This is a genomic window from Halalkalibacter sp. HAAS-P014 (assembly GCF_056619965.1).
Genome location: NZ_JBWQTV010000007.1, coordinates 72,410 through 97,850 on the forward strand (window position 1 = coordinate 72,410; position 25,441 = coordinate 97,850).

General features: G+C 39.3%; 26 protein-coding genes, 1 other RNA gene and 1 riboswitch. Of the genes, 2 read left to right on the forward strand and 25 right to left on the reverse strand.

Annotation, left to right across the window (positions count from 1 at the left end):
- Positions 1-9: 9 nt before the first annotated feature.
- The 21 genes from AC1FXZ_RS07210 to AC1FXZ_RS07310 all read right to left on the reverse strand — a co-directional run bounded on the left by AC1FXZ_RS07210 (position 10) and on the right by AC1FXZ_RS07310 (position 21,528).
- Complete coding sequence (locus AC1FXZ_RS07210) at positions 10-828, reverse strand: sulfite exporter TauE/SafE family protein (RefSeq protein WP_480052045.1); 819 nt, start codon at positions 826-828, stop codon at positions 10-12.
- A 328-nt stretch (positions 829-1,156) separates the two neighbouring features.
- On the reverse strand, positions 1,157-1,999 hold the full coding sequence (locus AC1FXZ_RS07215) for a DUF72 domain-containing protein (protein WP_480052047.1): 843 nt from the start codon (positions 1,997-1,999) through the stop codon (positions 1,157-1,159).
- Positions 2,000-2,113: 114 nt separating this feature from the next.
- Positions 2,114-3,343, reverse strand: coding sequence for a CynX/NimT family MFS transporter (locus AC1FXZ_RS07220; protein WP_480052049.1), 1,230 nt, complete (start codon positions 3,341-3,343; stop codon positions 2,114-2,116).
- A gap of 105 nt (positions 3,344-3,448) precedes the next feature.
- Positions 3,449-4,180, reverse strand: a complete 732-nt coding sequence (locus AC1FXZ_RS07225) for a YwmB family TATA-box binding protein (RefSeq protein ID WP_480052051.1) — start codon at positions 4,178-4,180, stop codon at positions 3,449-3,451.
- Positions 4,181-4,639: 459 nt separating this feature from the next.
- A complete protein-coding gene (sufB, locus tag AC1FXZ_RS07230; RefSeq protein WP_480052053.1) occupies positions 4,640-6,037 on the reverse strand; it encodes a Fe-S cluster assembly protein SufB in 1,398 nt (465 codons plus the stop codon).
- A 108-nt stretch (positions 6,038-6,145) separates the two neighbouring features.
- Entirely contained in the window at positions 6,146-6,580 is a 435-nt protein-coding gene (gene sufU, locus AC1FXZ_RS07235) for a Fe-S cluster assembly sulfur transfer protein SufU (protein ID WP_480052055.1), read from the reverse strand.
- Complete coding sequence (locus tag AC1FXZ_RS07240; RefSeq protein WP_480052057.1) at positions 6,570-7,790, reverse strand: cysteine desulfurase; 1,221 nt, start codon at positions 7,788-7,790, stop codon at positions 6,570-6,572. The genes sufU and AC1FXZ_RS07240 overlap by 11 nt, the downstream gene beginning before the upstream one ends.
- Positions 7,790-9,097, reverse strand: a complete 1,308-nt coding sequence (gene sufD, locus AC1FXZ_RS07245) for a Fe-S cluster assembly protein SufD (protein WP_480052059.1) — start codon at positions 9,095-9,097, stop codon at positions 7,790-7,792. The genes AC1FXZ_RS07240 and sufD overlap by 1 nt, the downstream gene beginning before the upstream one ends.
- Positions 9,098-9,174: 77 nt before the next feature.
- Positions 9,175-9,966, reverse strand: a complete 792-nt coding sequence (sufC, locus tag AC1FXZ_RS07250; RefSeq protein WP_480052061.1) for a Fe-S cluster assembly ATPase SufC — start codon at positions 9,964-9,966, stop codon at positions 9,175-9,177.
- A 385-nt stretch (positions 9,967-10,351) separates the two neighbouring features.
- Positions 10,352-10,531, reverse strand: coding sequence for a YuzK family famiily protein (locus AC1FXZ_RS07255; RefSeq protein ID WP_480052063.1), 180 nt, complete (start codon positions 10,529-10,531; stop codon positions 10,352-10,354).
- A gap of 162 nt (positions 10,532-10,693) precedes the next feature.
- Positions 10,694-11,071 (reverse strand): carboxymuconolactone decarboxylase family protein, encoded by a 378-nt coding sequence (locus AC1FXZ_RS07260; RefSeq protein ID WP_480052065.1) that lies wholly within the window; start codon positions 11,069-11,071, stop codon positions 10,694-10,696.
- 150 nt (positions 11,072-11,221) lie between these two features.
- Positions 11,222-12,079, reverse strand: coding sequence for a MetQ/NlpA family ABC transporter substrate-binding protein (locus AC1FXZ_RS07265; RefSeq protein ID WP_480052067.1), 858 nt, complete (start codon positions 12,077-12,079; stop codon positions 11,222-11,224).
- A gap of 16 nt (positions 12,080-12,095) precedes the next feature.
- Positions 12,096-12,764, reverse strand: coding sequence for a methionine ABC transporter permease (locus AC1FXZ_RS07270; protein WP_480052069.1), 669 nt, complete (start codon positions 12,762-12,764; stop codon positions 12,096-12,098).
- Entirely contained in the window at positions 12,757-13,782 is a 1,026-nt protein-coding gene (locus AC1FXZ_RS07275) for a methionine ABC transporter ATP-binding protein (RefSeq protein ID WP_480052105.1), read from the reverse strand. The genes AC1FXZ_RS07270 and AC1FXZ_RS07275 overlap by 8 nt, the downstream gene beginning before the upstream one ends.
- A 143-nt stretch (positions 13,783-13,925) precedes the next feature.
- Positions 13,926-14,036: riboswitch (SAM riboswitch) on the reverse strand.
- Between the two features lie 264 nt (positions 14,037-14,300).
- Positions 14,301-14,537 (reverse strand): YusG family protein, encoded by a 237-nt coding sequence (locus tag AC1FXZ_RS07280; protein WP_480052071.1) that lies wholly within the window; start codon positions 14,535-14,537, stop codon positions 14,301-14,303.
- A 280-nt stretch (positions 14,538-14,817) separates the two neighbouring features.
- Entirely contained in the window at positions 14,818-15,207 is a 390-nt protein-coding gene (gene gcvH, locus AC1FXZ_RS07285; RefSeq protein ID WP_480052073.1) for a glycine cleavage system protein GcvH, read from the reverse strand.
- Positions 15,208-15,276: 69 nt separating this feature from the next.
- Positions 15,277-15,633 carry an arsenate reductase family protein gene (locus AC1FXZ_RS07290; RefSeq protein WP_480052075.1) on the reverse strand — a complete coding sequence of 119 codons (357 nt, stop codon included), beginning with the start codon at positions 15,631-15,633 and terminating at the stop codon, positions 15,277-15,279.
- A gap of 145 nt (positions 15,634-15,778) precedes the next feature.
- The gene (locus AC1FXZ_RS07295; protein WP_480052077.1) at positions 15,779-15,934 is read right to left on the reverse strand and encodes a hypothetical protein; all 156 of its coding nucleotides are present in this window, start codon (positions 15,932-15,934) and stop codon (positions 15,779-15,781) included.
- A 184-nt stretch (positions 15,935-16,118) separates the two neighbouring features.
- Positions 16,119-17,903: an acyl-CoA dehydrogenase family protein gene (locus AC1FXZ_RS07300; RefSeq protein ID WP_480052079.1), complete on the reverse strand. Its 1,785-nt coding sequence runs from the start codon at positions 17,901-17,903 to the stop codon at positions 16,119-16,121.
- 48 nt (positions 17,904-17,951) lie between these two features.
- Positions 17,952-19,133 carry an acetyl-CoA C-acetyltransferase gene (locus AC1FXZ_RS07305; protein WP_480052081.1) on the reverse strand — a complete coding sequence of 394 codons (1,182 nt, stop codon included), beginning with the start codon at positions 19,131-19,133 and terminating at the stop codon, positions 17,952-17,954.
- A 22-nt stretch (positions 19,134-19,155) separates the two neighbouring features.
- Positions 19,156-21,528: a 3-hydroxyacyl-CoA dehydrogenase/enoyl-CoA hydratase family protein gene (locus AC1FXZ_RS07310; protein ID WP_480052083.1), complete on the reverse strand. Its 2,373-nt coding sequence runs from the start codon at positions 21,526-21,528 to the stop codon at positions 19,156-19,158.
- A gap of 673 nt (positions 21,529-22,201) precedes the next feature.
- Here AC1FXZ_RS07310 and AC1FXZ_RS07315 point away from each other — a divergent pair.
- Positions 22,202-22,504 (forward strand): hypothetical protein, encoded by a 303-nt coding sequence (locus AC1FXZ_RS07315; RefSeq protein ID WP_480052085.1) that lies wholly within the window; start codon positions 22,202-22,204, stop codon positions 22,502-22,504.
- A gap of 53 nt (positions 22,505-22,557) precedes the next feature.
- Positions 22,558-22,893, forward strand: a complete 336-nt coding sequence (locus AC1FXZ_RS07320; RefSeq protein ID WP_480052087.1) for a spore coat protein — start codon at positions 22,558-22,560, stop codon at positions 22,891-22,893.
- 41 nt (positions 22,894-22,934) lie between these two features.
- Here the strand turns inward: AC1FXZ_RS07320 and AC1FXZ_RS07325 are convergent, their stop codons facing one another.
- From AC1FXZ_RS07325 to smpB, 4 genes are all read right to left on the reverse strand, one after another.
- Positions 22,935-23,126, reverse strand: coding sequence for a hypothetical protein (locus AC1FXZ_RS07325; protein ID WP_480052089.1), 192 nt, complete (start codon positions 23,124-23,126; stop codon positions 22,935-22,937).
- Between the two features lie 70 nt (positions 23,127-23,196).
- Positions 23,197-24,099 (reverse strand): VanZ family protein, encoded by a 903-nt coding sequence (locus AC1FXZ_RS07330; RefSeq protein WP_480052091.1) that lies wholly within the window; start codon positions 24,097-24,099, stop codon positions 23,197-23,199.
- Positions 24,100-24,304: 205 nt separating this feature from the next.
- Positions 24,305-24,664: a transfer-messenger RNA gene (gene ssrA, locus AC1FXZ_RS07335) on the reverse strand.
- Positions 24,665-24,829: 165 nt separating this feature from the next.
- Positions 24,830-25,303, reverse strand: coding sequence for an SsrA-binding protein SmpB (smpB, locus tag AC1FXZ_RS07340; RefSeq protein WP_480052093.1), 474 nt, complete (start codon positions 25,301-25,303; stop codon positions 24,830-24,832).
- Between the last annotated feature and the right edge of the window lie 138 nt (positions 25,304-25,441).

Genomic DNA, 25,441 nt, shown 5'->3' on the forward strand with positions numbered 1-25,441 from the left:
ACTATCATTTTAAACCGGTGTTATGCCTTCATAAATTAACCTGAATGCGATCAAAACTAAAACGATACGAAGGACAAACATGAGTCTATTACTAGATAGCCTCCGACTTATTGCCGCTCCAAGCGTCCCACCAATCCAAGCACCTGGTATTAAAGCAAATGCATACATCCAGTTGACATTTCCTAATGAAATATGTGAAATCGACCCAACAATAGCCGATAGTAAAATAATAAACATCGATGTTGCCACCGCAATATGTGGGGGGAAATACCATAAAATAACCATCGCAGGAACCATTAACGATCCCCCACCAATTCCAAATAAACCTGATAACATTCCTACAATAAAGGAAAGGGTTAGTACTGGCAACACCCTATAGCCATACATATGTACAATTCCGTTATCATCTTTATAAGATCTTCTAATTCCTTTTATCTCGTGCTTTCTTGGGGTTAAACGATTGCGAATCAATAAAATAAAAGAAACAAATAATATAAAAATGCCTAAATAAATTTGAAAAGAGTTTGCTTCCACTCCTCTATTTAACCAAGCTCCTACTACTGCTCCTGGACCACTTGCACTAAAGAAAAGCAAACCACTTTTATAATCTACCTTATTTTGCTTAAGATACGCAATTGTTGCCGATACACCAGTAAAAATCATTATAAGAAGCGATGTTCCAACAGCAACTTGTGGAGATATATCGAGAATGGAAAGATTATCTAGTATCAGCAATGCTGGTACGACGACAATTCCACCACCAAGTCCCATCAAACTTCCTAATGTTCCACCGAAAAGACCAACAACAATTAATATTAGCCACACCATTCTTTCACCTGATTTCTTTCTACTAGAGTCATAGCCAAAAGGGAAAAAGGTGACCTTTTGGCTTTCAAAGATGTTCTTCTTCTCTCGTCGAGCGCTTTTTGAGAACTTCACTCAAATAGCTTTAAACCCTTTCGACGGCTTCGCTCATTGCTGCGAGTCATAGCCAAAAGGGAAAACCGTCCTTTTGGCTTTCTCAGATGTGCGCAATGGCTTCTCTCGTCGAGCGCTTTTTGAGAACTTCACTCAAATAGCTTTAAACCCTTTCGACGGCTTCGCTCATTGCTGCGAGTCATAGCCAAAAGGGAAAACCGTCCTTTTGGCTATGACTCTAAAATAAATTTAGTTGTCTGGGGGCTAGGTTGTTGTATTCTATTCCTAGTATGTTTATTAATTGTTTTGCATTATGAGCTGCATCTCCACCGGAGTTGTTGTTGAATACTATGAATAGATCTCTGGTATGTGAGACGAGTTTTCCGATGTTTTTTTGCCATTCTTTTAGTTCCGTTTCATTATATTTATACAAATAACGGACATCTCGCCACGTTCCATCTCCGGGATCATTCCAACCATGAATATTACGTCCATGAAATCGAATCAACGTTTTCTCCGGATGCGTTGACTCTAATACAGTAGGGATCGAGCGTGCTCCTGCTTGTGGCTCATCGCATATGCTGTGAATCCACCCTTCTTCTTTCATAAATTGAATCGTTTTTTCTTGCATTTTCCCGTCAAACCAGGAGGAATGACGAAATTCTAAAGCTACAGGATACCCTTGCAATTGTTCCTTTACATAGCGAATCCATCGAACATGTTCTCTTTTGCAATCAAACCATGGTGGAAACTGACAAAGAATCATTGCTAATTTATTAGTCCTTAGTAGTGGTTCTAGTGATAAACGAAAAGCATCAAACATCTCTTCTTTTGAGTTGAACGGTGCATATCCACGCTGGTGCCCCGTCATGCCTTGATATGCTTTTACAACAAACTGAAAGCTTGTAGGTGTTTCGCTTACCCACTTCTCCATATTTCGTATTGGTTGAACTGCATAAAAAGATGCGTCAAGTTCTACAATTGGAAAATGGCCCGCATAGATTTCTAGCTTTGATTGCCTACTCGATGTGGTATATAACTCATCATGATCCCCCCAACCGGCTAAGCCAATGTAGATCATTATCCGTTACAACTCCTTTTCCATTTATCTTTTATAGAACAACTGACTGTAATATGATTTAACAGAATCATCATTATCGTTGAGTTTTCATAAATTCTTACCGTTTCAATAATATCATGAAATCTTCCCTTTTTCCGAGTAACTAATCTCATTTATTGTTAAGTTGCGACCTGCACCATATCCAGCTAGAGTCATTGAAATAACAATGACACAAAATAGAACTAACGGTATTGTTTCTGACTTAGTTGCATCTAGTATAAAGCCTATTAAAATTGGCCCCACTGCTGCTAAAAGATACCCTATCGATTGAGCCATCCCTGAGAGTTCAGCTGCCTCACGAGGGTTTGCTGTTCGCAGGCCTATTAATGTTAAAGCCAAACTAATTGAGGCACCCTGAGCAAGACCCATCAATATTATACTAGTAGTTATTAGAAGGAGACCTCCATCAAAAAGCAATCCGAAGATTCCGGAAAAATATAGGACCCCTATAACCAACATAATCCCTTTTTGATGTTGAAAACGATCTGCTAGTACCGGGGTCAAAAAGGTCATTGGTATTGAAGCTAATTGCATAAGCGAGACCAGCCATCCAGCAGTTGCAAGAGTTAATCCATTGTTATAGAGAATCTCCGGCAACCAAGCAATCATACAATAGTAGATAAAAGACTGTAAGCCTGTAAAAAGGGTTACTTGCCAAGCAAGCATCGAGCGCCATACTCCTGTTTTCGGTAAATAGATCTTCTGTACCCCTGTCTCTTGATCTCTAAGTTGAGGAAGCCACAAAAGAAATGCTGCCATTGCTAATAGTGACCAAATTAACAGTGTCTTTTGCCATCCGAAATTTAACCCTTCTGCTAGTGGAATACTCAATGCTGTTCCTGTTGCAGCAAAAATAGACATACAGCTTGTATACATACCTGTCATTAATCCAATTTTTCCTGGGTATTTCTTTTTAATGATGCTTGGCAACAAAACATTGGCTACTGCTATTCCCATTCCGACAAATGCCGTTCCTACAAACAACGTACTAATTACACCGGTTGAGCGTAATAAAATACCAATAAATAAAGCGAGTAAGCCTGCCATCACCACTCTCTCACTTCCAAACCGGTTTCCTAGCTTAGGAGCAAGAAACGAAAAAAAGGCAAAAGATAATAGAGGCAGAGTTGTAATAAAACCAGCTAATACATTTGAAATGCCAAGATCAGCCCTTATCGAACCAATTAAAGGACCAATCGCTGTTATTGCAGGTCGTAAATTAAAAGAAACAAAAATGATACCGATTATAAATAACACATGCTTTGTCCTATTAGCTTTCGATTGGACAATTGAGTTATATACCATGTCGACCTAGCTCCTATTCTCCAACTCTCTTCTTATATATATGTCCATCATAAACGCAAAAGAGGATAGATGGAAGCAACTTAGCTCTTATCTATCCAAAAATTTTTAATATTCAGTTGTTATAATAGGTGAGCCAATTGTTATATCAACTTTCTCCTGCTCTTTCTTTTCCCTAACTCCAATTTGTAAATTTATGTTCTCCAACTGGTTAATTGCAATTTCCGAATTCCAATTATGATTATAGGCAGAAAGTGAAGCAAATTGCTCCTCCTCTAATCCTTCCTTGACCACACCGGAAAACTCCTCTACTAGCTCATAAGCAACATCTATTACCTTTTCCTCTTTATCATAACCTTTTGACCCTCTAACTGTGAAATAAATCATTTCATTTTCAAGCTTATTTGATAAATGCTTGATCACGTTTTGATTCCATTCTTCCCCAATAACTTGATGTGTAAGGCTCATTACCTCTTGACCAAAATGTTCATAAGATGTGAACACGATTCTTTCTTCTAAACCGTTAGTAGTATTATATTTTGTTCCTACTAGTTTCACCTGAAGACCGTGAGTTACTTCTTCCTCAGTCCAGTCAAAGCTAGCATTCTCTTTTTTAATACTGTCAATCATTTCATTTAACTCATTTGCATCCCTTACAATTATGTTATCTTGTTTCGAATATGCTGACCAAGTATTCACAGTAATCCCTTTCTCAGTCGCAACTTTTATCATATCAATTAGTTCGCTAAAACGTTTCTCATTTCCACTTGCATATTGGATAGAATATAAAACAAATACAAGCGAAAGTAACACGCTATATATAAATATATTTTTCTTCATTCCCCTCACCTCACTAGCATCATTACCAGATTACTAGAGAAGTATACATAATACGTTCATGACAAATTAATTTAATAGATTAGTCTGCTCTATGAGTCCTTATTTTGCTTGTTTTCCTTCTTTCATGGCTTCAGTGCGACTCTCTGACACCCTCCCCTGCTCGTTTTCCCTCTTTCATGACTTCAGTGCGACTCTCTGACACCCTCCCCTGCTCGTTTTCCTTCTTTCATGGCTTCAGTGTGACTCTCTGACACCCTATCCTCCTCGTTTTCCTTCTTTCATGGCTTCAGTGTGACTCTCTGACACCCTATCCTGCTCGTTTTCCCTTTTTCATGGCTTCTACCACATTATCTTGTTCATTTCCACTCCCATTTGAGTCCCCATAGTGGCCAAGTTTTTAGCATAAATCAACAAAAAGCGAATCCCTTAAAAAGGATTCGCTTTTTATGCATATATAAATTAACCAATAGAACCTTCCATCTCGAACTTGATTAGACGGTTCATTTCAACAGCATACTCCATTGGAAGTTCTTTCGTAAATGGTTCGATGAAGCCCATTACGATCATTTCTGTTGCTTCTTGCTCAGAAATACCACGGCTCATTAAGTAGAAGAGTTGATCCTCAGATACTTTTGAAACCGTTGCTTCGTGTTCTAGAGTAATGTTGTTATTTAAAATTTCATTGTATGGAATTGTGTCAGATGTTGACTCGTTATCCATAATCAACGTATCACACTCGATCTTCGACTTTGATCCCTCTGATTTACGGCCAAAGTGGCAGATACCACGATATGTTACTTTCCCACCGTGTTTTGAGATTGACTTCGATACAATCGTTGATGAACAGTTTGGTGCTAAGTGATGTACTTTCGCTCCAGCATCTTGGTGCTGACCTTTACCTGCGATAGCGATTGAAAGAATCGTACCTTTTGCACCTTCACCACGCATAACAACAGCTGGGTATTTCATCGTTAATTTTGAACCGATGTTTCCATCTACCCATTCCATTGTTGCACCAGCATCTGCAACTGCACGCTTTGTAACTAGGTTAAAGATGTTTGGAGCCCAGTTTTGGATTGTTGTATAACGGCAATATGCATCTTTTTTAACAATGATCTCAACAACCGCACTGTGTAGTGAGTTCGTTGAGTAAACTGGTGCAGTACACCCTTCAACATAGTGAACAGAGCTATCTTCATCAGCGATAATTAACGTACGCTCAAATTGCCCCATGTTTTCAGAGTTAATACGGAAATAAGCTTGTAGTGGCGTATCCGTTTTAACACCTTTTGGTACGTAGATAAATGATCCACCAGACCAAACAGCAGAGTTCAATGCTGCGAACTTATTGTCAGTTGGAGGAATGATCGTTCCAAAGTGCTCTCTGAAAATCTCTTCATGCTCTTTTAACGCAGTATCAGTATCTGTGAATAGAATACCTAACTCTGTTAGATCTTCCTTCATATTGTGATAAACAACTTCTGATTCATATTGTGCAGAAACCCCTGCTAAATATTTTTGCTCAGCTTCCGGGATCCCAAGCTTATCAAATGTGTTTTTGATTTCTTCCGGTACTTCATCCCAAGATTTCTCTGACTTCTCTGATGGTTTAACATAGTATGTGATGTCATCAAAGTTTAATTCAGCTAAATCTCCACCCCATTGTGGCATTGGCATTTTATAAAATTGTTCTAATGATTTTAAACGGAAGTCTAACATCCATTGTGGTTCATCTTTCATACGTGAGATTTCTTCAACGATTTCTTTCGTTAATCCACGCTTCGAACGGAAAATCGACACATCTTTGTCTGAGAACCCATACTGATATTCTCCGATTTCAGGCATTTTTTTCGCCATTGTGAAAGCCTCCTCTATAGTTGTGTAGGTGCTAATTAGCCCGTTAGATCGACTTTTCATTGACACATCTACACATATTGCTACTCAAGTTTTCTAACTGAAAACTCTTTACTCCTTGTCGTTAATACCTTTTTCCATTGCCTTCCATGCTAGGGTTGCGCACTTAATACGAGCAGGAAATTTCGCTACGCCTTGCAGAGCTTCAATATCACCTAAATCAAAACGCTCATCATCATAGTCTTTTCCAAGCATCATATCAGAAAAAATGTTAGACATCTCAATAGCTTCATCCAATTTCAAGCCTTTAATCGCTTGAGTCATCATTGAAGCGGAAGCTAAGCTAATTGAACATCCTTCTCCAACAAATTTAGCATCTGTAACTTTATCATCTTCAACTTGCAATTGAAGTTGAATCCGATCCCCACATGTTGGGTTATTCATATTTACAGTAACCGTATCTCCATCAAATTCCCCTTTGTTACGAGGGTTTTTGTAATGATCCATAATTACCTGTCTATAGAGTGTATCTAAATTAGAAGACATCGCCAAAGTACTCCTTTGTTTTTACTAGTCCAGTGACAAGTGCATCAACGTCCTCTTTCGTGTTGTATAAATAGAAGCTAGCACGAGCTGTTGCAGTAACATCAAGCCATTTCATTAGTGGCTGTGCACAGTGATGGCCCGCACGGACAGCAATTCCTTCAGCATCTAGTACGGTTGCAACATCATGAGGATGAACATCATCTAAGTTGAATGTTACAACACCAGCGCGCTTTTTCGGTCCAAAAATCGTTAAACCATCAATTTCTGCTAACCGCTCGATTGCATACTCTGCAAGTTCGTGCTCATGTTTTAAAATATTGTCTACGCCAACCTCTTCTAAGAAGTCTATGGCTGCACCTAGTCCAATAGCACCAGCAATTATTGGTGTTCCACCTTCAAACTTCCAAGGCAACTCTTTCCAAGTTGAATCTTGTAGCCCAACAAAATCAATCATTTCCCCACCAAACTCAATAGGCTCCATCTTTTCAAGTAGATGTTTCTTACCATAAAGAGCGCCAATTCCAGTTGGGCCTCCCATTTTATGACCGGAAAATGCGAAGAAGTCGCAATCAAGATCTTGCACATCAACTTTCATATGTGGTGTACTTTGGGCTCCATCAACAACCATGATAGCACCATTTTTATGCGCAATTTCTGCAATTTCTTTGATAGGATTAATGGTTCCAAGCACATTCGATACATGCATCACTGAAACAATTTTCGTTTTTTCTGTAATTGTTTTCTCTACTTCAGCCAAATCTAATGTACCATCAGGTTGTAGTGGGAAATATTTCAACGTTGCTCCCGTCTGCTTAGCAACTTGCTGCCATGGAATGATGTTACTGTGATGCTCCATCATGGAAATTACAATTTCATCGCCTTCTGTTAAGTTATCACGAGCATAACTTGATGCAACTAAATTTAATGCAGTCGTTGTACCACGCGTAAAGATAATTTCTTCGATGGAGTTAGCACCAATAAAGTTACGAACTTTTTCACGTGCCCCTTCATATCCATCTGTAGCTAATGTTCCAAGTGTATGAACCCCGCGATGAACATTTGAATTATAGCGACGATAGTAGTCATCAATTGCTTCAATGACTTTCAGTGGTTTCTGCGATGTAGCCGCACTATCCAAATAGACAAGCGGATTTCCGTTTACATTTTGATCAAGAATCGGAAACTGCTTTTTTATCTCTTTGGCATCCATTAGCGAACTTTCCCTTCAATTGCCTCACGCAAACGCTCCTTAACCGAGTCGATCGGAAGCTGCTCAACAACAGGCGCTAAGAAACCATGAATGACTAGACGTTCTGCTTCTTTACGCGAAATACCTCTACTCATTAAATAGAACATTTGCAATGGATCTACTTGACCAACTGAAGCTGCGTGACCTGCTGTTACATCATCTTCATCAATTAAAAGAATTGGGTTCGCATCTCCACGAGCCTTTTCACTTAACATTAGAACACGTTCAGTTTGAACACCATTTGATTTTGTTGCACCATGTTCAATTTTTGTGATACCGTTAAAGATCGCAGTTGCTGATTCACGCATTACCCCATGCTTTAAGATATGCCCTTCAGAATGCTTCCCGTGATGGAAGATTTGCGTTGTAAAGTTTTGCTTCTGATCTCCACGTCCAATTGATACAGTCTTCGTATCAGCCCATGAACCGTCACCTACAAGATGTGTAGTGTTTTCGGACACAGTGTTACCGTCATTCATTTGACCAAGAGCCCAATCAACACGAGCATCCTTATCAACATGAGCACGGCGAACGACATATGTTGTTACATTACTTTCAACGTTGTCAACAGCACCGAATGCCACTTTTGCATTTGCTTTTGCATATACTTCTGCCACTATATTTAGAGCAGCTTCACTCTCAACCTTAGAAGCATAGTTTTCCACATAAGTAACTGAACTATTTTCTTCGGCTACGACGATCACATGGTTAGATAGGATCGACTCAGGTGTCTCAAGTGAAAACACTGCTTGTAGTGGTACTTCTACTTGAACGTTTTTCGGCACATAAATGAATACTCCTCCATTTAGAAGTGCTGCGTGCAAACCAATCAGTCTATTTTCTTGAGCCTTAACTGCCTCACCAAAGAAATATGGCTTCACAAGATCAGCATGCTTTTCTAGAGCTGTTTGAATATCTGTAAAAATAACGCCTTTTTCTGCCAATTCAGCATTAGTCTTTGCATACACCGCAGAAGTATCTTGCTGTACGTACAAGTTCTGTTCAGCTGTTTCTTCACCAATAAGTGCTTGAAGCATTTCCGGCAAAGCTTTTACAGATGTCGCTTTTGGCTTCTGATTCATATCAAAACGACTTTGCGCAAATGTCCACTTATCAATTTTAGTCTTCTCTGGTTTAGGAAGCTCAGCTGTTTCAGATATCTCTAAGCCCTTTAGACGAATGTCGCGTACCCAATCAGGTTCATTGCGCCCATTCGAGAATGATTCAATTTGTTCTTTATCGAACAATCCTTTTGTCTCGACTGACATACATTACCCACCCTTTACTTTTTTACTACTCGCTCCGTGCGAGGTTATATCTTCATTCCAACTAATTCGATTATTAATTATGCTTCCTGGTTCGCTTCTACACGCTCGTCTTCGATGCCAAGCTCTTGTTTGATCCAGTCATAACCTTCTGCTTCAAGGCGGCTAGCAAGTTCAGCTCCACCAGATTTCACAATACGCCCTTGCATCATAACATGTACTTTGTCAGGAGTGATGTAGTCAAGTAAACGTTGGTAGTGAGTAATAATTAAGCAACCAAAATTCTCGCTTCTCATTTCATTAACACCTTGTGAAACGACTTTTAGAGCATCGATATCTAAACCTGAATCAATCTCATCAAGAATAGCAATTTTTGGCTCAAGCATTAATAATTGAAGGATTTCATTACGTTTTTTCTCTCCACCAGAGAAGCCTTCGTTTAGGTAACGATGAGAGAAAGAATCGTCCATATCAAGAAGCTCCATTTTTTTATCTAGTTGACGGATAAATTTCATTAAAGAAATTTCATCGCCTTCTTCACGTTTAGAATTAATAGCAGAACGAAGGAAGTCAGAATTCGTAATTCCACTAATCTCACTTGGATATTGCATTGCTAAGAAGATTCCTGCTTGTGCACGCTCGTCCACTTCCATCTCGAGCACATCTTCTCCATCGATTGTTACTGACCCACTAGTAATTTCATATTTAGGATGACCCATAATAGCAGAAGCTAATGTAGATTTACCTGTTCCGTTCGGTCCCATGATCGCGTGGAATTCTCCACCTTTTATTTCAAGGTTGAAATCCTTTAAGATTTCTTTTCCTTCAACTGATACGTTTAGATTTTCAATCTTTAGGTATGGTACTGACATTTACAATGACCTCCAATTTATTTTGCTTTATCTATGGGACAAAGCTTGCTATTTTTTGTAATAGTTTTATTCTCAATCTATTCTCATTACAATCTTATACTAAATCTATTATAAGTTCAAGGAGTCTGAACCAATAAAACACTATAAACGTAGTGTTAATTTTTTGTTCTATTTTCGAGCCTTACTCCGACTAAAAAAAACTCCAGTTCAACAATATAATAATAAAAAAAGTATAACTTTCATCAGGATTATCGCTTATCTGTTATCTTTCCTTCAACAGACCAATGTATGTATAGACGCAAAACTATTTCTAAACCTTATTTGACGGGAAAAAGAGCAGTGCCTTAGCACTGCTCTTTTTCATTTTATCATAATTTTTTGCAATTTAGTTGAATTGAGCAGCAAATTTTTTACTTGCTTGATAGTCCTTTTCACGCTCTTTTTCAACCTCAATGCGTTTTTCTAGATTCCGATTGTATTCTGCATAACTTGTTCCGTGAGATTGTTGCATTGCCTTTTCCATTTCACCATTATACTGATGTTTTAACGAATGGATAATGATCAACCCTTTCTCGATTTGTCAGTATAAATCGTACCATATTCAGAAAATTAAACCAACGCTGAAAAATCGAGAGGATTCGCGATAATCATACATGAGCTATGATTATGTATGGTCAGAAAATGTTCCAATACAAATTCTCTGGATTACTACTTATTAGAGCTTCTCTTATTGAATATTAGAGCTATTGTTACCTCCAAGCTCCGAAATACATTCTTGAACAAGCGTTACAGCTTGACTCATTGCTGCACCACCACCAAATGCTGCTGTTACTCCAACCGTTTCTAAAATTTCCTCTTCTGTACAGCCTTGGTCGAGGCATCCCTTAGCATGATAAATGATACAGTATTCATCTTGAGAATAGACGCTGATTCCTAAAGCAATCATTTGCTTTTCTTTTTTCGAAAGGCTTCCTTCTGCAAAGCACTCTTCTGTAAAAGCATTATATTTCTTTGCTATTTTAGGCATTTTTTGTGTGAAATTTCCGAGTCCTTGCTTGTACTCTTGAAGCGCCGTTTCAATTGGGTTGTTTTGTTGTTGGTCCATAAATAGTTCCTCCCATTATCTTAATTGTGCAACGTTAGTATTCGTATGGATTCAGTACTTTATACAGTAGAAAGCATTGATTTTCACGCAACTATGATGGCAAAGAAAAAGCCGCAGAGTGAAATTCCTCTGCAGCTTTACGATTACTTATTAATTTGTTAACGGGATTACTGCTCCGTTATATGTTTCAATAATAAATTCTTGAACTTCTTCAGATTGAAGGATTTCGACTAATTTTAAAACCTCAGGACGAGTTTCATCTTCAGAGCGAACAACAATTAAGTTAGGCTGAAGAACATCATCACCTTCAAACGCGATACCATATTTTTCGATATCTACGCCACCTTCAAGTGCATAGTTCGTGTTGATCACAACAGCATCACCTTCACCAGCTTCAAAAGATGGTGCTAACATTCTTGCTTCCACTTGAGGATCACCAAATTGAAGGTTTTTCGGGTTTGAGCTAATGTCATCGATAGTAGCTAATTGACCTTCTTCAACATCAAGCTCAATAATTCCGTAGTGTTCAAAGATCGGCAGAATACGGCCGTGATCACTAATAGAGTCACTCATTACGATACTTGCACCTTCTGGAAGATCTTCTAAGCTCTCAAACTCTTGTGAATAAACACCGATTGGCTCAGCGTGAATTGCTCCAACACTTACAAAGTCATAATCATTTTCTTCTATTTGCATTGCTAGATAGCCAGGTGTTTGGAAGTAGTTCACGTCAATTTCTTCATCACGAAGGGCTTGGTTTGGCAAAATGTAATCTTGGAATGTCACGATATCAAGATCAATGCCTTCTTCTTCAAGCAATGGTGCCGCAAATTCAAGAACTTCTGTATGAGGTACAGCAGAAGCGCCAACTACTAATTTCGTTAGTTCTTCTTGACCTGCCTCTTCTTCTCCCGCTTGTTCTTGCGTTTCTTCCTCTGTTGCTCCACCACATGCTACTAATGATACTGATAGTGCAGCTGCACCAATCACACTCAAAAACTTTTTCATTGTTAAATCCCCCTTGTTATCGTTTATCTGTTTTATTTGTAAAATAGTCACCTATCCATTGAATCATGAAAACAATCAACAGGATGACAATTGTAGCAACAAACGTAATTTGACTATTGTTTCGTTGGAAGCCCTCTAAGTACGCAAAATGCCCAAGCCCCCCGGCACCGATCACACCTGCCATTGCTGTGTAACTTACCAAGGCAATCGATGTAACGGTAATCCCCGAAATTAATGCCGGCAGCGATTCAGGGATTAACACTTTGCGTATAATGTCCCAATTGCTCGCTCCCATCGCTTGAGACGCCTCGATCACACCTTTATCAATTTCACGAAGCGCAATCTCGACCATTCTTGCATAGAATGGCGCAGCTCCAATAATTAAAGCCGGCAAGGCGGCATTTGCTCCTAGCATTGAACCGACAAGCATCCGTGTAAAAGGTATTAATAATACAATTAATATAATAAAAGGAATGGACCTAAACACGTTCACGATAAAACTGAATATCCCGTTTACGAACGCATTTTCCCAAAGGTTCCCCTTACTTGTTAAATACAAAATCATTCCGAGAATGAGACCGAGAATGAACGTCGCAGCAACGGATATACTGGTCATATAAAGCGTTTCAACAGTGGCTTCCCACAACTTATCCCACTTTACATCTCCTAACCATTGATCAATCATGGACGATCACCTCCACTTCGACTTCTTTATTTCGAATAAAAGTAATCGCCTTTTGAATCTCATCTCTTTCACCATTTAATGCGACAAATAAAGTCCCGTAGGAGCCTTCTTGAATTTTCGTGATTTTCCCTTGAACAATATTTACCTCAATATCAAACTGACGAATCAATTGGGTTATCAATGGTCGTTCAGCTTCTTGACCAACAAAGGTTAATTGAACGATTTCCCCTTCAGGATGTTCAGTAAGCATTTGTGTAATCGCGTCGACTGTCTCTTCAGGTTCAGTAATTTGTTTGACAAACTCTTTAGTCATATTCTCCTTTGGCCTACGGAATACATCAAGTACAGGCCCTTTTTCAACAACTTTACCTGCTTCCATGACAGCTACTTGATGGCAAATCTTGCGAATCACATGCATTTCATGTGTAATCAAAATAATCGTCAATCCTAACTTTTCATTGATATCAACAAGCAAATCTAATATGGAATCGGTTGTTTTCGGATCAAGAGCAGATGTCGCTTCATCACAAAGCAACACCTTTGGATTATTAGCAAGAGCTCTAGCTATCCCAACTCGCTGCTTTTGCCCACCACTTAATTGTGACGGATAACTATCTCCTCTGCCTTTTAGGCCAACAAGTTCAATCAGATCATCCACTCGCTTTGTGCGCTCTGCCTTTTTCACTCCAGCAATCTCAAGAGGAAAAGCAATATTTTCGCGAACAGTTCGTGACCAAAGTAAATTAAAATGTTGGAAAATCATACCGATCTCTTGACGCGCCTTTCTTAGCTCTTTTGGATTGAGCTTCGATAGCGTTCGGCCTGCAACCTTCACATCCCCTTCAGATGGACGTTCGAGCATATTAAGCATGCGAATCAGTGTACTTTTCCCTGCACCACTATACCCGATGATCCCATATATTTCGCCTTCTTCTATCGTTAAATCAATTCCATTTACTGCAGTAACCGGACCGTCCTTCGTCTTGAATACTTTTCGGATGCCACTTAATGAAATCATCATTTCATCCCTTCTTTCCTCATCGCCGTTTCCCCTAAAACAACGCATACTTACCAGATATGAGAACTCAGCTTTATACCCGTAAAATATATAAATAAAAAACCTTCCTGCTCGTTATGACAGAAAGGTATAGATTACACTTTCTCTCATCTATCAAAGCTCATGCTTTGCAGGATTTAGCACCTTCTTAGATTCGAAAATCTAACGGTTGCCGGGCATCTTCGGGCCAGTCCCTCCGCCACTCTGGATAAGAGTCTATTAAATTACATTACTTAATTTCTCTAACATTGAGAGAATCATAGCATGCGTAAAAAATAGTGTCAACTGAAAAAGTAACATTGCTATAATATAATTTTTGTATTCTTTTGAATCTTTTCCATATAAATGGTTGTTTTGTCAATAGCCTTCTATTTCGAACACCTTAAGTGAGTTATTGTAAAATAACTTACTAGCAAAAAATACCTTTTCAACTAAAAAAGTTGGCTTAGAGTAAAGATCTTACTCTAGCCAACTAACGACTAACACCAACCTTGGTCACAATCTTCTACATAAGATTTCACTTGTCTTGGGTTTTCTTGCTCATAGCGAAAAACTTTATCATTTTCAAATTCAAATCCCTCTGCCATTTCATGCTGGAAGCCTTGATTTGTTTCAATCACCTTCCCAACTTGAGCATTGCCCAAGTACAAGTTCATATGCCCATTTTCGTACTTTCCTTTTACTCTGCTTGTAACATCGACACGTGTAAGACTCATTCTTTGCAACCTCCCTTAAGCAGAAGTTACTTTTATCATTCCCACGTGCTTATTTAATGAAACATTGAAGTGACTCCTATAATAGGGGATGTTTCCCTCTTATAGAAGAAAAATCCCCAATAGGCAAATGCAGCCTATTCGATGATGCTTTGGCAATGGCTTCTCTCGCTGCGCGTCTCGATGGGACCCCCCCCATCGAGACTTAAGGTCTTTGCACCGGCTTCGCTCATTGCTTCGAAAAATCCCCAATAGGCAAATGCGGCCTATTGGGGATTTTTCTCTAGTCTTCTTCTTTAGTCATTTCTTCGTATTGTTCTGCTGTCATTAGTTGATCGATTTCGCTTGAGTTGCTTGGCTCGACTACGATCATCCAAGCTTTTTCGTATGGAGATTCGTTTACAAACTCTGGAGAGTCATCGAGGTCTTCGTTTACTTCTACCACTTTACCACTTACTGGTGCGTATAGTTCAGAAACGGTTTTTACAGATTCTACACTGCCAAATGGCTCGTCCGCTTCGATTTCGTCGCCTACTTCTGGTAATTCAACAAAAACGATATCTCCAAGTTCAGATTGAGCAAAATCCGTAATTCCGATACGAACTTTTTCTCCTTCTGTTTTTACCCATTCGTGCTCTTCTGAATACTTTAATTCTTTCGGTAGGTTACTCATTTAAAATTCCTCCATCTCTATTACAAATTTACTATATTATACCTGCTTTTCCATTGAAAACACAAACCTTTAATTCCATGTTTCTTCAAATTGTTCTTCTTTAAATCCGACGGTCACCTTTGTACCATCAGTCGTAATCGGTCTTTTAATTAACATTCCATCTGATGAAAGCAACTCAAGAGCTTCATCCTCTGACATCTCTTTTACTTTGTCTTTTAATCCAAGTTCACGATACTTTTTTCCACTTGTATTAAAAAACTTTTTCACTTCTAGTCCACTTTTTTCATAAAGGTCACGCAGATCATTCTTAGATGGTGGTTGTTCAACGATATGTATAGCGTTTACTTCAATTCCCTTATCAGCAAACCATTTTTTAGCTTTTCTACAAGTACCACATTTCGGGTATTCATAAAATGTTATCGCCATTCGTTCCCCCTCCTTTCTCCCTCTACATTATTATATTTGAGACGAACCGGTATACATAAACAATGTATTACCCATTACGTCACTTCAAATAGGGGAACACTAATGAAACATACTACTAGCGCTTCCCTATTTGAATCAATTTTTATTATTGCTTATCTTCTTCATGATCACAATTATTTAGCTCAATGATTTGTTCTGTATCCCAAGTTGTTTGTAGGGCTTCATGCACAGAACCTGAATCAGTTGATTGTTCTATACCTGTTAATGGTGCTGTATAGCGTATTTTTTCTTCTTTCTTCATACGGATTCCTCCCTCCTTCTTGATAGGATGTGTTAGGAAGAAATAAATCATGTAAATACTTTCTTTGCTATTAAAACGACAAAGAAGCCCCAAATTGGGACTTCTTTGTACTGAGAGGAGTATGCTCCATAAGAAAGGAGTTTATTTAATTTTTGGGAATGAATCCCCAAAAAATATTAACAAATTAAACAACATAGCGCTTTTCTTCAAGGACCTTTTTGGCTATTTGACGTTTCTTCGCAATAACATTAATAGGAGTGTGACGTGTTAGTTTACGAAGAACTCCTAATAACATCCGTAATTTATCTCCCTCTTCCATTGCAACGATTGATTCTTTCGCATGGGCTTCAATGCGATTAAACGCTTCTTGACAGAACACTTCAGTCATTAATTGCTTTTGCTCAGCCTTTTTCAACCCTTCTTTATTAAACGCTTTTTCAGTTCGAACAATTGCTGATTCCATTGAATAGATCTCACTTACAATATCAGCAACATTGGAAAGTTGCTCTTGCTCTTGTTGAAGTTTTTCGGCATATTTCTGGACACCATTGCCTGCAACTAACAAAAAGATTTTCTTTGCCATACCGAGTAGGTATTTCTCTTGCTCAAGTGGTTCATCACCAATTTCTTGTGGCATTAACATCATAATTTCTTCTTGTAATGCTGTTGCCTTCTCAAGAAGTGGTAACTCACCTTTCATTGCTTTACGCATGATCGTTCCTGGTACTAAAAGACGGTTTATTTCATTAGTCCCTTCAAAAATTCGATTAATACGTGAATCGCGATAGATTCGTTCTACTTCATATTCAGCCATAAATCCATAGCCCCCATGGATTTGTACGGCTTCATCAACAACATAATCCAGCGTTTCTGATCCGACGACTTTATTTAAAGAACATTCAATTGCGTATTCAGCAATGGCTTTTGCCACAGCGCGCCCATCCTTTTGCTCTTCTTCAGATAACCCTCCAAGACGACTTTCGAATAGACCACCAGTTCTATAAATAGAACTCTCTGCTGCATAGGTTGCAACTGCCATATTTGCAAGTTTTTCTTGAATAAGCGCAAACTTTGCGATTGGCGTTTTAAATTGCTTTCGCTCTGTTGCGTAGGTTGCTGCTAGCTCAAGTGCACGTTTGGCACTACCAACGCAACCAATCCCAAGCTTATAACGTCCTACATTTAGGATGTTAAAGGCTATCACATGACCTTTCCCTATTTCTCCAAGAACATTACTTACCGGCACATGTGCATCTTCAAGAATTAATGTTCTAGTTGACGATCCTTTAATCCCCATTTTCTTTTCTTCTGGTCCTGTAGAAACACCTTCAAATTCCTTTTCAACGATAAAAGCGGTGAATTTTTCACCATCAACCTGTGCATAAACAACGAACACATCTGCAAACGCTGAGTTTGTGATCCATTGCTTCTCCCCATTTAATACATAGTGTGTTCCAGCTTCATTTAGAACTGCTGTTGTTTTTGCACCTAAAGCATCTGAACCAGAACTGGGTTCAGTTAGAGCATAAGCGGCTATCTTCTCACCAGTTGCTAAGTCAGGGAGGTATTTTGATTTTTGCTCATGGTTGCCAAAGAAAACAATTGGTAAAGATCCGATTCCAACGTGAGCACCGTGACTAAGACCAAACGCCCCACCACGGACGAATTTTTCAGAAATTAGAGACGAACTAATTTTATCTAAACCTAAACCACCATATTCTTCTGGCACATCAGCACCGAGTAGACCGAGCTCTCCTGCGTCTTTTAATAATCTAATCGTATGGTCAAATTGATGCTGCTCAATTTCCTCAAGAACAGGTTCAACCTCATTAATAACAAACTCTTCTGTTGTTTTTCCGATCATCACTTGTTCATCTGTAAAATCTTCTGGTGTAAATAAAGCATCAGCCTCTATTTCCTCAACAAGGAAACTGCCACCTTTAACTACTTTGTCTTCTGTTTGACTCATCTTCCATTCCTCCCTTTTGTCGTTGTATTTATATCCCCACAACTCCTTTTAGCAAACTAACTCAAACACCCCAGCTGCGCCCATACCACCACCAATACACATTGTCACAACTCCAAATTGTTCATTACGGCGTTTCATTTCGTGTAGAAGAGAAAGTGTTAATTTCGTACCTGTGCAACCAAGTGGATGGCCTAGTGCAATTCCTCCACCATTGACATTTACTTTTTCATGATCAAGGTTAAGATGTCTCATCACTTGGATTGCTTGAGAAGCAAAGGCTTCATTTAATTCAAATAACCCGATATCAGAGAGCTCTAGTCCAGCTAGTTGCAACGCCTTTGGTATCGCTTCTATTGGTCCGATGCCCATTACTTCTGGCGCCACTCCCGCTACAGCAAACGAGCGAAACTTCAGCATTGGAGTTAATCCATTCGCGAGGGCCTCTTCTTTATCCATTACGAGAACCGATGCAGCACCGTCACTCATTTGTGATGCATTCCCTGCCGTTACACTTCCCTTTGGATGAAAAACCGGACGAAGCTTTGCTAACCCTTCTATTGAACTATCCTGACGCACTCCTTCGTCTTTATCGAAAATAAGCTGTTTCTCTATCAACTTATGGTCAGCTCCGATCGATCGTTGCGTGATGGGAACAGGAACAGTTTCATCTACAAAGCGTCCTGCTTTGATCGCAAGAGCTGCACGCTTATGACTTTCTACTGCAAACGCATCTTGGTCCTCTCGACTCACTTTGTAGCGACTCGCGACTTCTTCTGCCGTATGCCCCATGCCCATATAGTATTCAGGCTGCTCTTCTACAAGAGTTGGATTCGGTGCAATGACGTGGCCTCCCATTGGAATTAAACTCATTGACTCTGCACCACCGGCAATAATTGCTTTAGAGTGTCCAAGCATTATACGTTCTGCTCCATATGCAATGCTTTGCAAACCTGAAGAGCAGTATCGATTAATTGTAATTGCTGGGACCGTGTTCGGCATCCCAGCTAACGCCGATATATTTCGAGCCATATTCATCCCTTGTTCTGCTTCTGGCATCGAACAGCCAATTATGACATCATCAATTTTAGACGCATCAAAACCTCCTGCCCGCTTTAACGTTTCTCGAATCGTTATAGCCCCTAAATCATCTGGACGCGTATTGGCTAGCATACCTTTTTTGGCTTTTCCAACAGGAGTTCTAGCACCCGATACAATTACCGCTTCTCTCATTGATTTCCCTCCTATCAACGCACTAGTTACGAAGTGGTTTTCCTTTCGCTAACATGTGTTGCATGCGTTGTTGTGATTTCGGTTCGGCAATCAAACTTAAAAATGCTTCTCGTTCTAGATCAAGTAAATACTGTTCATCTACTAACGTACCTTTAGCGACTCTCCCCCCAGCAAGAACAAAAGCTAACTTTTCAGCGATTTTTAAATCATGATCTGATATCAATCCACCAAACTTCATGGATTTTGCGCCGAGTAGCATCGTGGCATATCCCGTTTCCCCAACAACTGGAATTTTCTTACGCTCAGGTGGTCGGTATCCTTTTTCAGTCAAATGTAGTACCTCTTTTTTCGCTTGATCAATTAGAAAATCACTATTGATGACAATGCCATCTCGTTCACCTAGGAAGCCGTTTTCTTTCGCTTCTTCAGCTGAGGTTGACACTTTTGCCATTGCGATCGTTTCGAACGTTTTGTTAGCAACAGCTTGAAGGTCCCCTCCACTTGATTTCTCCAAGTTACGAAGGTATAGCTCTTTGTTTCCTCCTCCACCGGGGATCACACCGACACCGACTTCAACTAAGCCGATATACGTTTCAAGTGATGCTTGAATACTCGCAGCTGGTAAACAAATTTCTGCTCCCCCACCTAAAGTCATTCCAAATGGTGCTGCTACAATTGGTTTTTGTGAGTAGCGTATATTGGCCATCGCTTGTTGAAAATGGCGAACCAGCATATCAATTTCAAAGAAGTTATCATCCTGAGCCTCAAATAAAATCATCATAAGATTTGCACCAACACAGAAGTTTTTCCCTTGATTGTTAATGACAAGCCCTTTGTAATTTTTTTCAACCTCATCTATTGATTTGTTCAACATTTGAATGACGTCTGCTCCGATGGAATTATTAGGTGAATGGAATTCAAGTAGTGCAACATCATTTCCTATATCAAGTAAAGAAGCACCAGCATTTTTCATAACAACATTGTTTGGCTTTAATGATTTTAAATGAACAATTTTTTCATTAACTTCTTTCTGTTTATATCTGCTATCATGGTAATATGAATCGCCTTTATAAAAACTTTCTTGACCGGATGCAAGCATTTCTTTTACCCAAGAAGGGACCGTTTCACCTTCAGCTTCGATACGCATAACCGATTCTTTGACACCAATCGCATCCCATGTTTCAAACGGACCGAGTTCCCAACCAAATCCCCATTTCATCGCTTGATCAATTGCTTGAATATCATTTGCAATTTCATAAGCCTTCTCGGCTGAGTAAAGAAGTACCGGTTTAAGTACATTCCAAATAAATTTACCTGCATCGTCATCAGAGTATGATAACGCTTTCAACTTGTCAGATAATTTTTTTGTTTGCTTTGCTTGCTCAATTGCTGGCGATGTTATTTTTTTCTTTTTTTGATATTCAAGGGTTTCGTAATTTACTTCGAGAATTTCACTGCCTTTTTGTCCTGTTTGTTTTAAATAAAAACCTTGCCCACTTTTACTCCCAATCCAGCCTTTCTCTGCCATCTCTTTCATGAATGCTGGTGGGGTAAATATCTCTTTTTCTTTTCCTTGCGTGACATTTTGAACATTGTTTGCAACGTGCAAGAACGTATCTAGGCCTACAACATCAAGAGTACGGAATGTTGCGCTTTTAGGCCGTCCCAATAATGGACCAGTTAAAGAGTCAACTTCTCCAACTGATAACCCGCTTTTGATCATTTCATCGACCGTCACGAGCAATCCATAGGTGCCGATTCGATTGGCGATAAAGTTCGGTGTATCTTTTCCTTCTACTACTCCTTTTCCAAGAACTTCTTCAGCGAATTTTTTCATGAAAGTGAGTATGTTTTCTGTTGTTTTATCTGATGGAATGATTTCTAATAACTTTAGATATCTGGGAGGATTAAAAAAGTGTGTACCTAAGAAGTGTGCCTGAAAATCATCTGATAGGCCTTCTGACATTTCTTTAATAGAAATACCCGAAGTGTTAGAGCTAACGATCGTTCCTTGTTTACGAACGGCATCAATTTTTTTTAAGAGGTCGCGTTTCACGTATAAATCTTCTACAATGACTTCAATAATCCAGTCAACATCTTCCAGCTTATTCAAATCATCTTCTAGATTTCCTGCTTCTATGTAAGAAGCTCGTGCCTTTGATGAAAGTGGTGCTGGCTTTTGCTTTTTCAGCTTTTGAATTGCAGTGGTGCTAAGGCGATTACGTACTGCCCTATCATCAAGCGAAAAACCTTTTGCCTTTTCTACTGTTGTTAATTTGGACGGCACAATATCGAGTAGTAAAGTTGGAATTCCGACATTCGCTAAATGAGCAGCAATCCCAGACCCCATCACACCAGAACCAATTACGGCAACTTTCCGTATAGAACGAGTCATAGTTCTCCCCCTTTTTGCGTAAGTACTATAATAGTAAACATTACCTTATCGGATCGACGAATGAATACTCATTCATTTCTAAAAACATCATAACGGATATTCCATAATTAAGCAAGAGATAATTCAGAAAATTTTAAATTCACTACAAAAAGGATGGGTTTTCCTTTTTGTAGTGAATTTAAGCGCTGTGCGTAGCCGGTGCCTTCTCTTTAGCTTTTCTGAGTGGGTTTCTCTGAAATGCGTGCAACGCGCGTACCCAGCGCAACCTTCCTCGCTTTAAGCTTCCCTTAGTAAGTAATTTTTGCGCTGCGCGTAGCGGTGCCTTCTCTTTAGCTTTTCTGAGTGGGTTTCTCTGAAATGCGTGCAACGCGCGTACCCAGCGCAACCTTCCTCGCTTTAAGCTTCCCTTAGTAAGTAATTTTTGCGCTGTGCGTAGCGGTGCCTTCTTTTTAGCTTTTCTGAGTGGGGTTCTCTGATAAGCGTGCAACGCGCGTAGCCAGCGCCAACTTTCCTCGCTTTAAGGCTTGCCTTTTGCTAAGTAATTTTAAAACTAACAGTTAATGGGTAACCATCCTACTTGTGTGTCACATAAAAAAGCTCCTTCCTTTTCACACTAGTAAAGTATCCGAATGACGGATACGTTGCGATTGCAACATCCAAAGGAGGGTATATAATGGATCAACAACAAATGACAGGAATGCAAAACCAACAACAAATGGGTGGGCAACAAAATCAACAGGTACTTTATCAAACACCACCTGCAGTAATCACTACAAAAGACCACCTATATTTAAACGATATGCTTTCATGGAATCTGCTTGCAATGAAAAAAGCACATTTCTTTGCTGAGCAGTGCCAAGATCAAGAAATCAAAGCATTGCTTAACAAAACAGGTCAAATGCATCAACGCCATTATCAAAAGATCCTTAGTCACTTAAAAACGACTGAGCAACAACAATCCATTCCAATGCAGTAAAAAAGTATAGATGTTTCACCATCTATTCTTAACACTTTAGGAGGTATTTGCACATGAACCAGAACCAGCAATCAAAGAAAATTCAAAACCCTGAGATGCAAGTTCCGAAAACTCCACAAATGAATGACCGTGATTTTATAAACGATATTTTATCTTGTGCAAAAAGCATGACTAACAACTATAGTGTTGCATTAAATGAAATGAGTCATGATCAACTTTATCAAGACATTTCGCAAATTTTTAACGAAACGCAAAATTGTCAACGTGAATTATATAACACCATGTTCCGTAAAGGATTTTACGGAGTTGAAGCCGATGATCAGCAAAAGCTTGATCAATCGTATCAACAGTTTTCAGGTTATAGTACACAATTTCCTTACCAGCAATAAACGGCAGCGACCTCCTAAATTTAGGAGGTCGCGTTCTTATTCTATACAAGGGACCCCTTAATAGGAATCTGACCCTCTTCGCTCGATTTGTCTGTTACTTTTTGTAGCTCTTCACCTAATTCTGCTAGCGCACTTGCAATGTTTTGCAAGGTTTCTACGGTTGCCAATTTTTGCTCAGAAGCACTGGCAATGCTTTCACTATTCGATTGCGATGTTTTCGTAATTTCTGTCATGCCTGATACTGAAAAAAGCAACCCAATTCTATTGTGAATTGGACTGCTGTAATTACAACCACTTATGTTTTTACGCTCTTATCTTTCTTCTCTCCATTCTTGTCGTCGCTTCAGCTAAAGTTGCACTCTGTTTCTTTTTCTGCAAGGATGTGATGAGAATATATAGGAAAAATGCCAATGTTACACCTGTAAATCCCCCTGAAAAATCTAAAATCACATCTTCTACAAGTGGTGTTCTATTCGGTGTGAATGCTTGGTGGATTTCATCGGAGATTGCATATAGTAATACAAAGAGCAAAGCTCCTGGATAAGCAAATCTCTTCGGACATTTACTAGCCCATAAAGCCCTATACATCAAAAAACCGAGTAGAAAGAAAAAGCCAAAATGAGCCCCTTTACGGATTAAAAACTCGATGAAACTTTCGACTCCCATTCTACTAATACTAATCTCGCTGCCGGCATACGTAAATTGGATTCCTCTTAACCAATCTTGAGCACGTCCGTTTACAAGTAAATCCTTTATCACTAGTAAGAACTCTTCTATTCGGAATGCAGATAAAATTCCGACTACAATTAATACACAACTGATCACTAGAAGCAAAATAAAGAATGCTAGATTTTTGAATACACGTTTGCAGCCTTTTTTTCGAACTGCTCTTATTAAAAAGCTGATTCCTCCAATAAAAGTGAGCAGACCAAATCCTGCGGTGAACATTACAAACATTTTCCATCTTTCAACAATCATCTGCAGCGTATGTTTAAAACCATTCTCTTCCACATACAGTCTGTGTTCAACATGTTCCATCTTTAATTGTTGATACATGTCTTTCATTTTATCTAAATCAGTAGCTTGGCCAATATACGGCCGTAAATCTTGTTGCTCATATGGTTGCGAAGAGGCTGTAAAGATCATCGCTGCAACAAACAAGACAGGTAACCAGTAAAGCACTGCTAATTTAAGCCATTTAGTCATTTTCAACTCCTATATTAATCGTTTAAGGGGTCGTTTAGTTTTTTATTATACCATAAAGCTTATTCATCTAAGTCACTCTAAAAGATGTGTATTATGCAGTAGGTCACATTCCAATAACTTATTAACACAATTCGAAATAGACTTTTCTCTCAAAAAATGAAAGAACCACATGACCTCTGCGGGCATGTGGTTCACGATATGGTTTTGGTGGAGACGGTGGGAATCGAACCCACGTCCAAGAATAACGACACTTACGCTTCTACGAGCGTAGTCACTGTATTAGCGTTTCGCCAACACTTCGGCCCAATGACAGGCTTCCATGAGGCTAGTCTGATTGTTCTCTTCCTTCACCCTCAGACGGAGGGTAACCGGCGTAGCCCACTTAGAGTGAGTCCCAGATCCTACCACATGGGCGATGGAGGGTGGAACCGCAGAGTGCTATTAGGCAGCTACTGCGAAGTTGTTGTTTTCTTTGCCAGTTAATGGCTTTGGCGTTTTAACGAGGCCGACCCCCTCGACTCGCCACGTAAGCACGACCTATCCCTGTCGAATCCAAAACGTCCCCAAGTAAAAGTTAGCTAGTGAGATTTCCACTCAAAGCTAAGCGCTATAAAATCAATCGTCCAGAACAAAAAGTAGTAAGTAACTCTCTCGCTCTGGACACTTATTATTATAGCATACTGACTAACCGTTGCAACTGGTAATTATCTGCCAGTAGCACCAATTCCTTTTAGCCATTCATACGTTCTTTAATAGCGCGCTCGACTTCACGCTTAGCATCCTTACGCTTCAACGTTTCACGCTTGTCGTAATTTTTCTTCCCCTTTGCAAGCCCGATTAACACTTTGGCAAAACCATTTTTAATATACACTTTTAAAGGAACAAGTGAATAACCCTTTTGTTGTGTTTGCCCAATCAACGTATTAATTTGCTTTTTATGGAGTAGCAATTTGCGGGCACGCGTTGGATCGTGGTTGTAACGGTTCCCTTGTTCGTACTCGCTAATATGCGCATTGTGAAGATACACCTCTCCATTCACAATCCGGGCAAATGAGTCTTTTAAATTCATACGGCCCGCACGCATTGATTTAATTTCCGTCCCTTTTAAAACAATTCCGGCTTCATACGTCTCTTCAATAAAATAGTCATGACTGGCCCGCTTATTTTGAGCAATTACATTACGATCCTTATCTTTAACAGCCATCTATAACACCCTTTTGTTCATGCGACATTTCTTTTAATGATAGCAAAAGAGAAACCGAAACGTCAAATGGAGGTAAAGAGGTTATGCTTGCTTTATGATGACCTTTCCCTTGTTTTGATTTGCTCTTTTCGGTCTTCA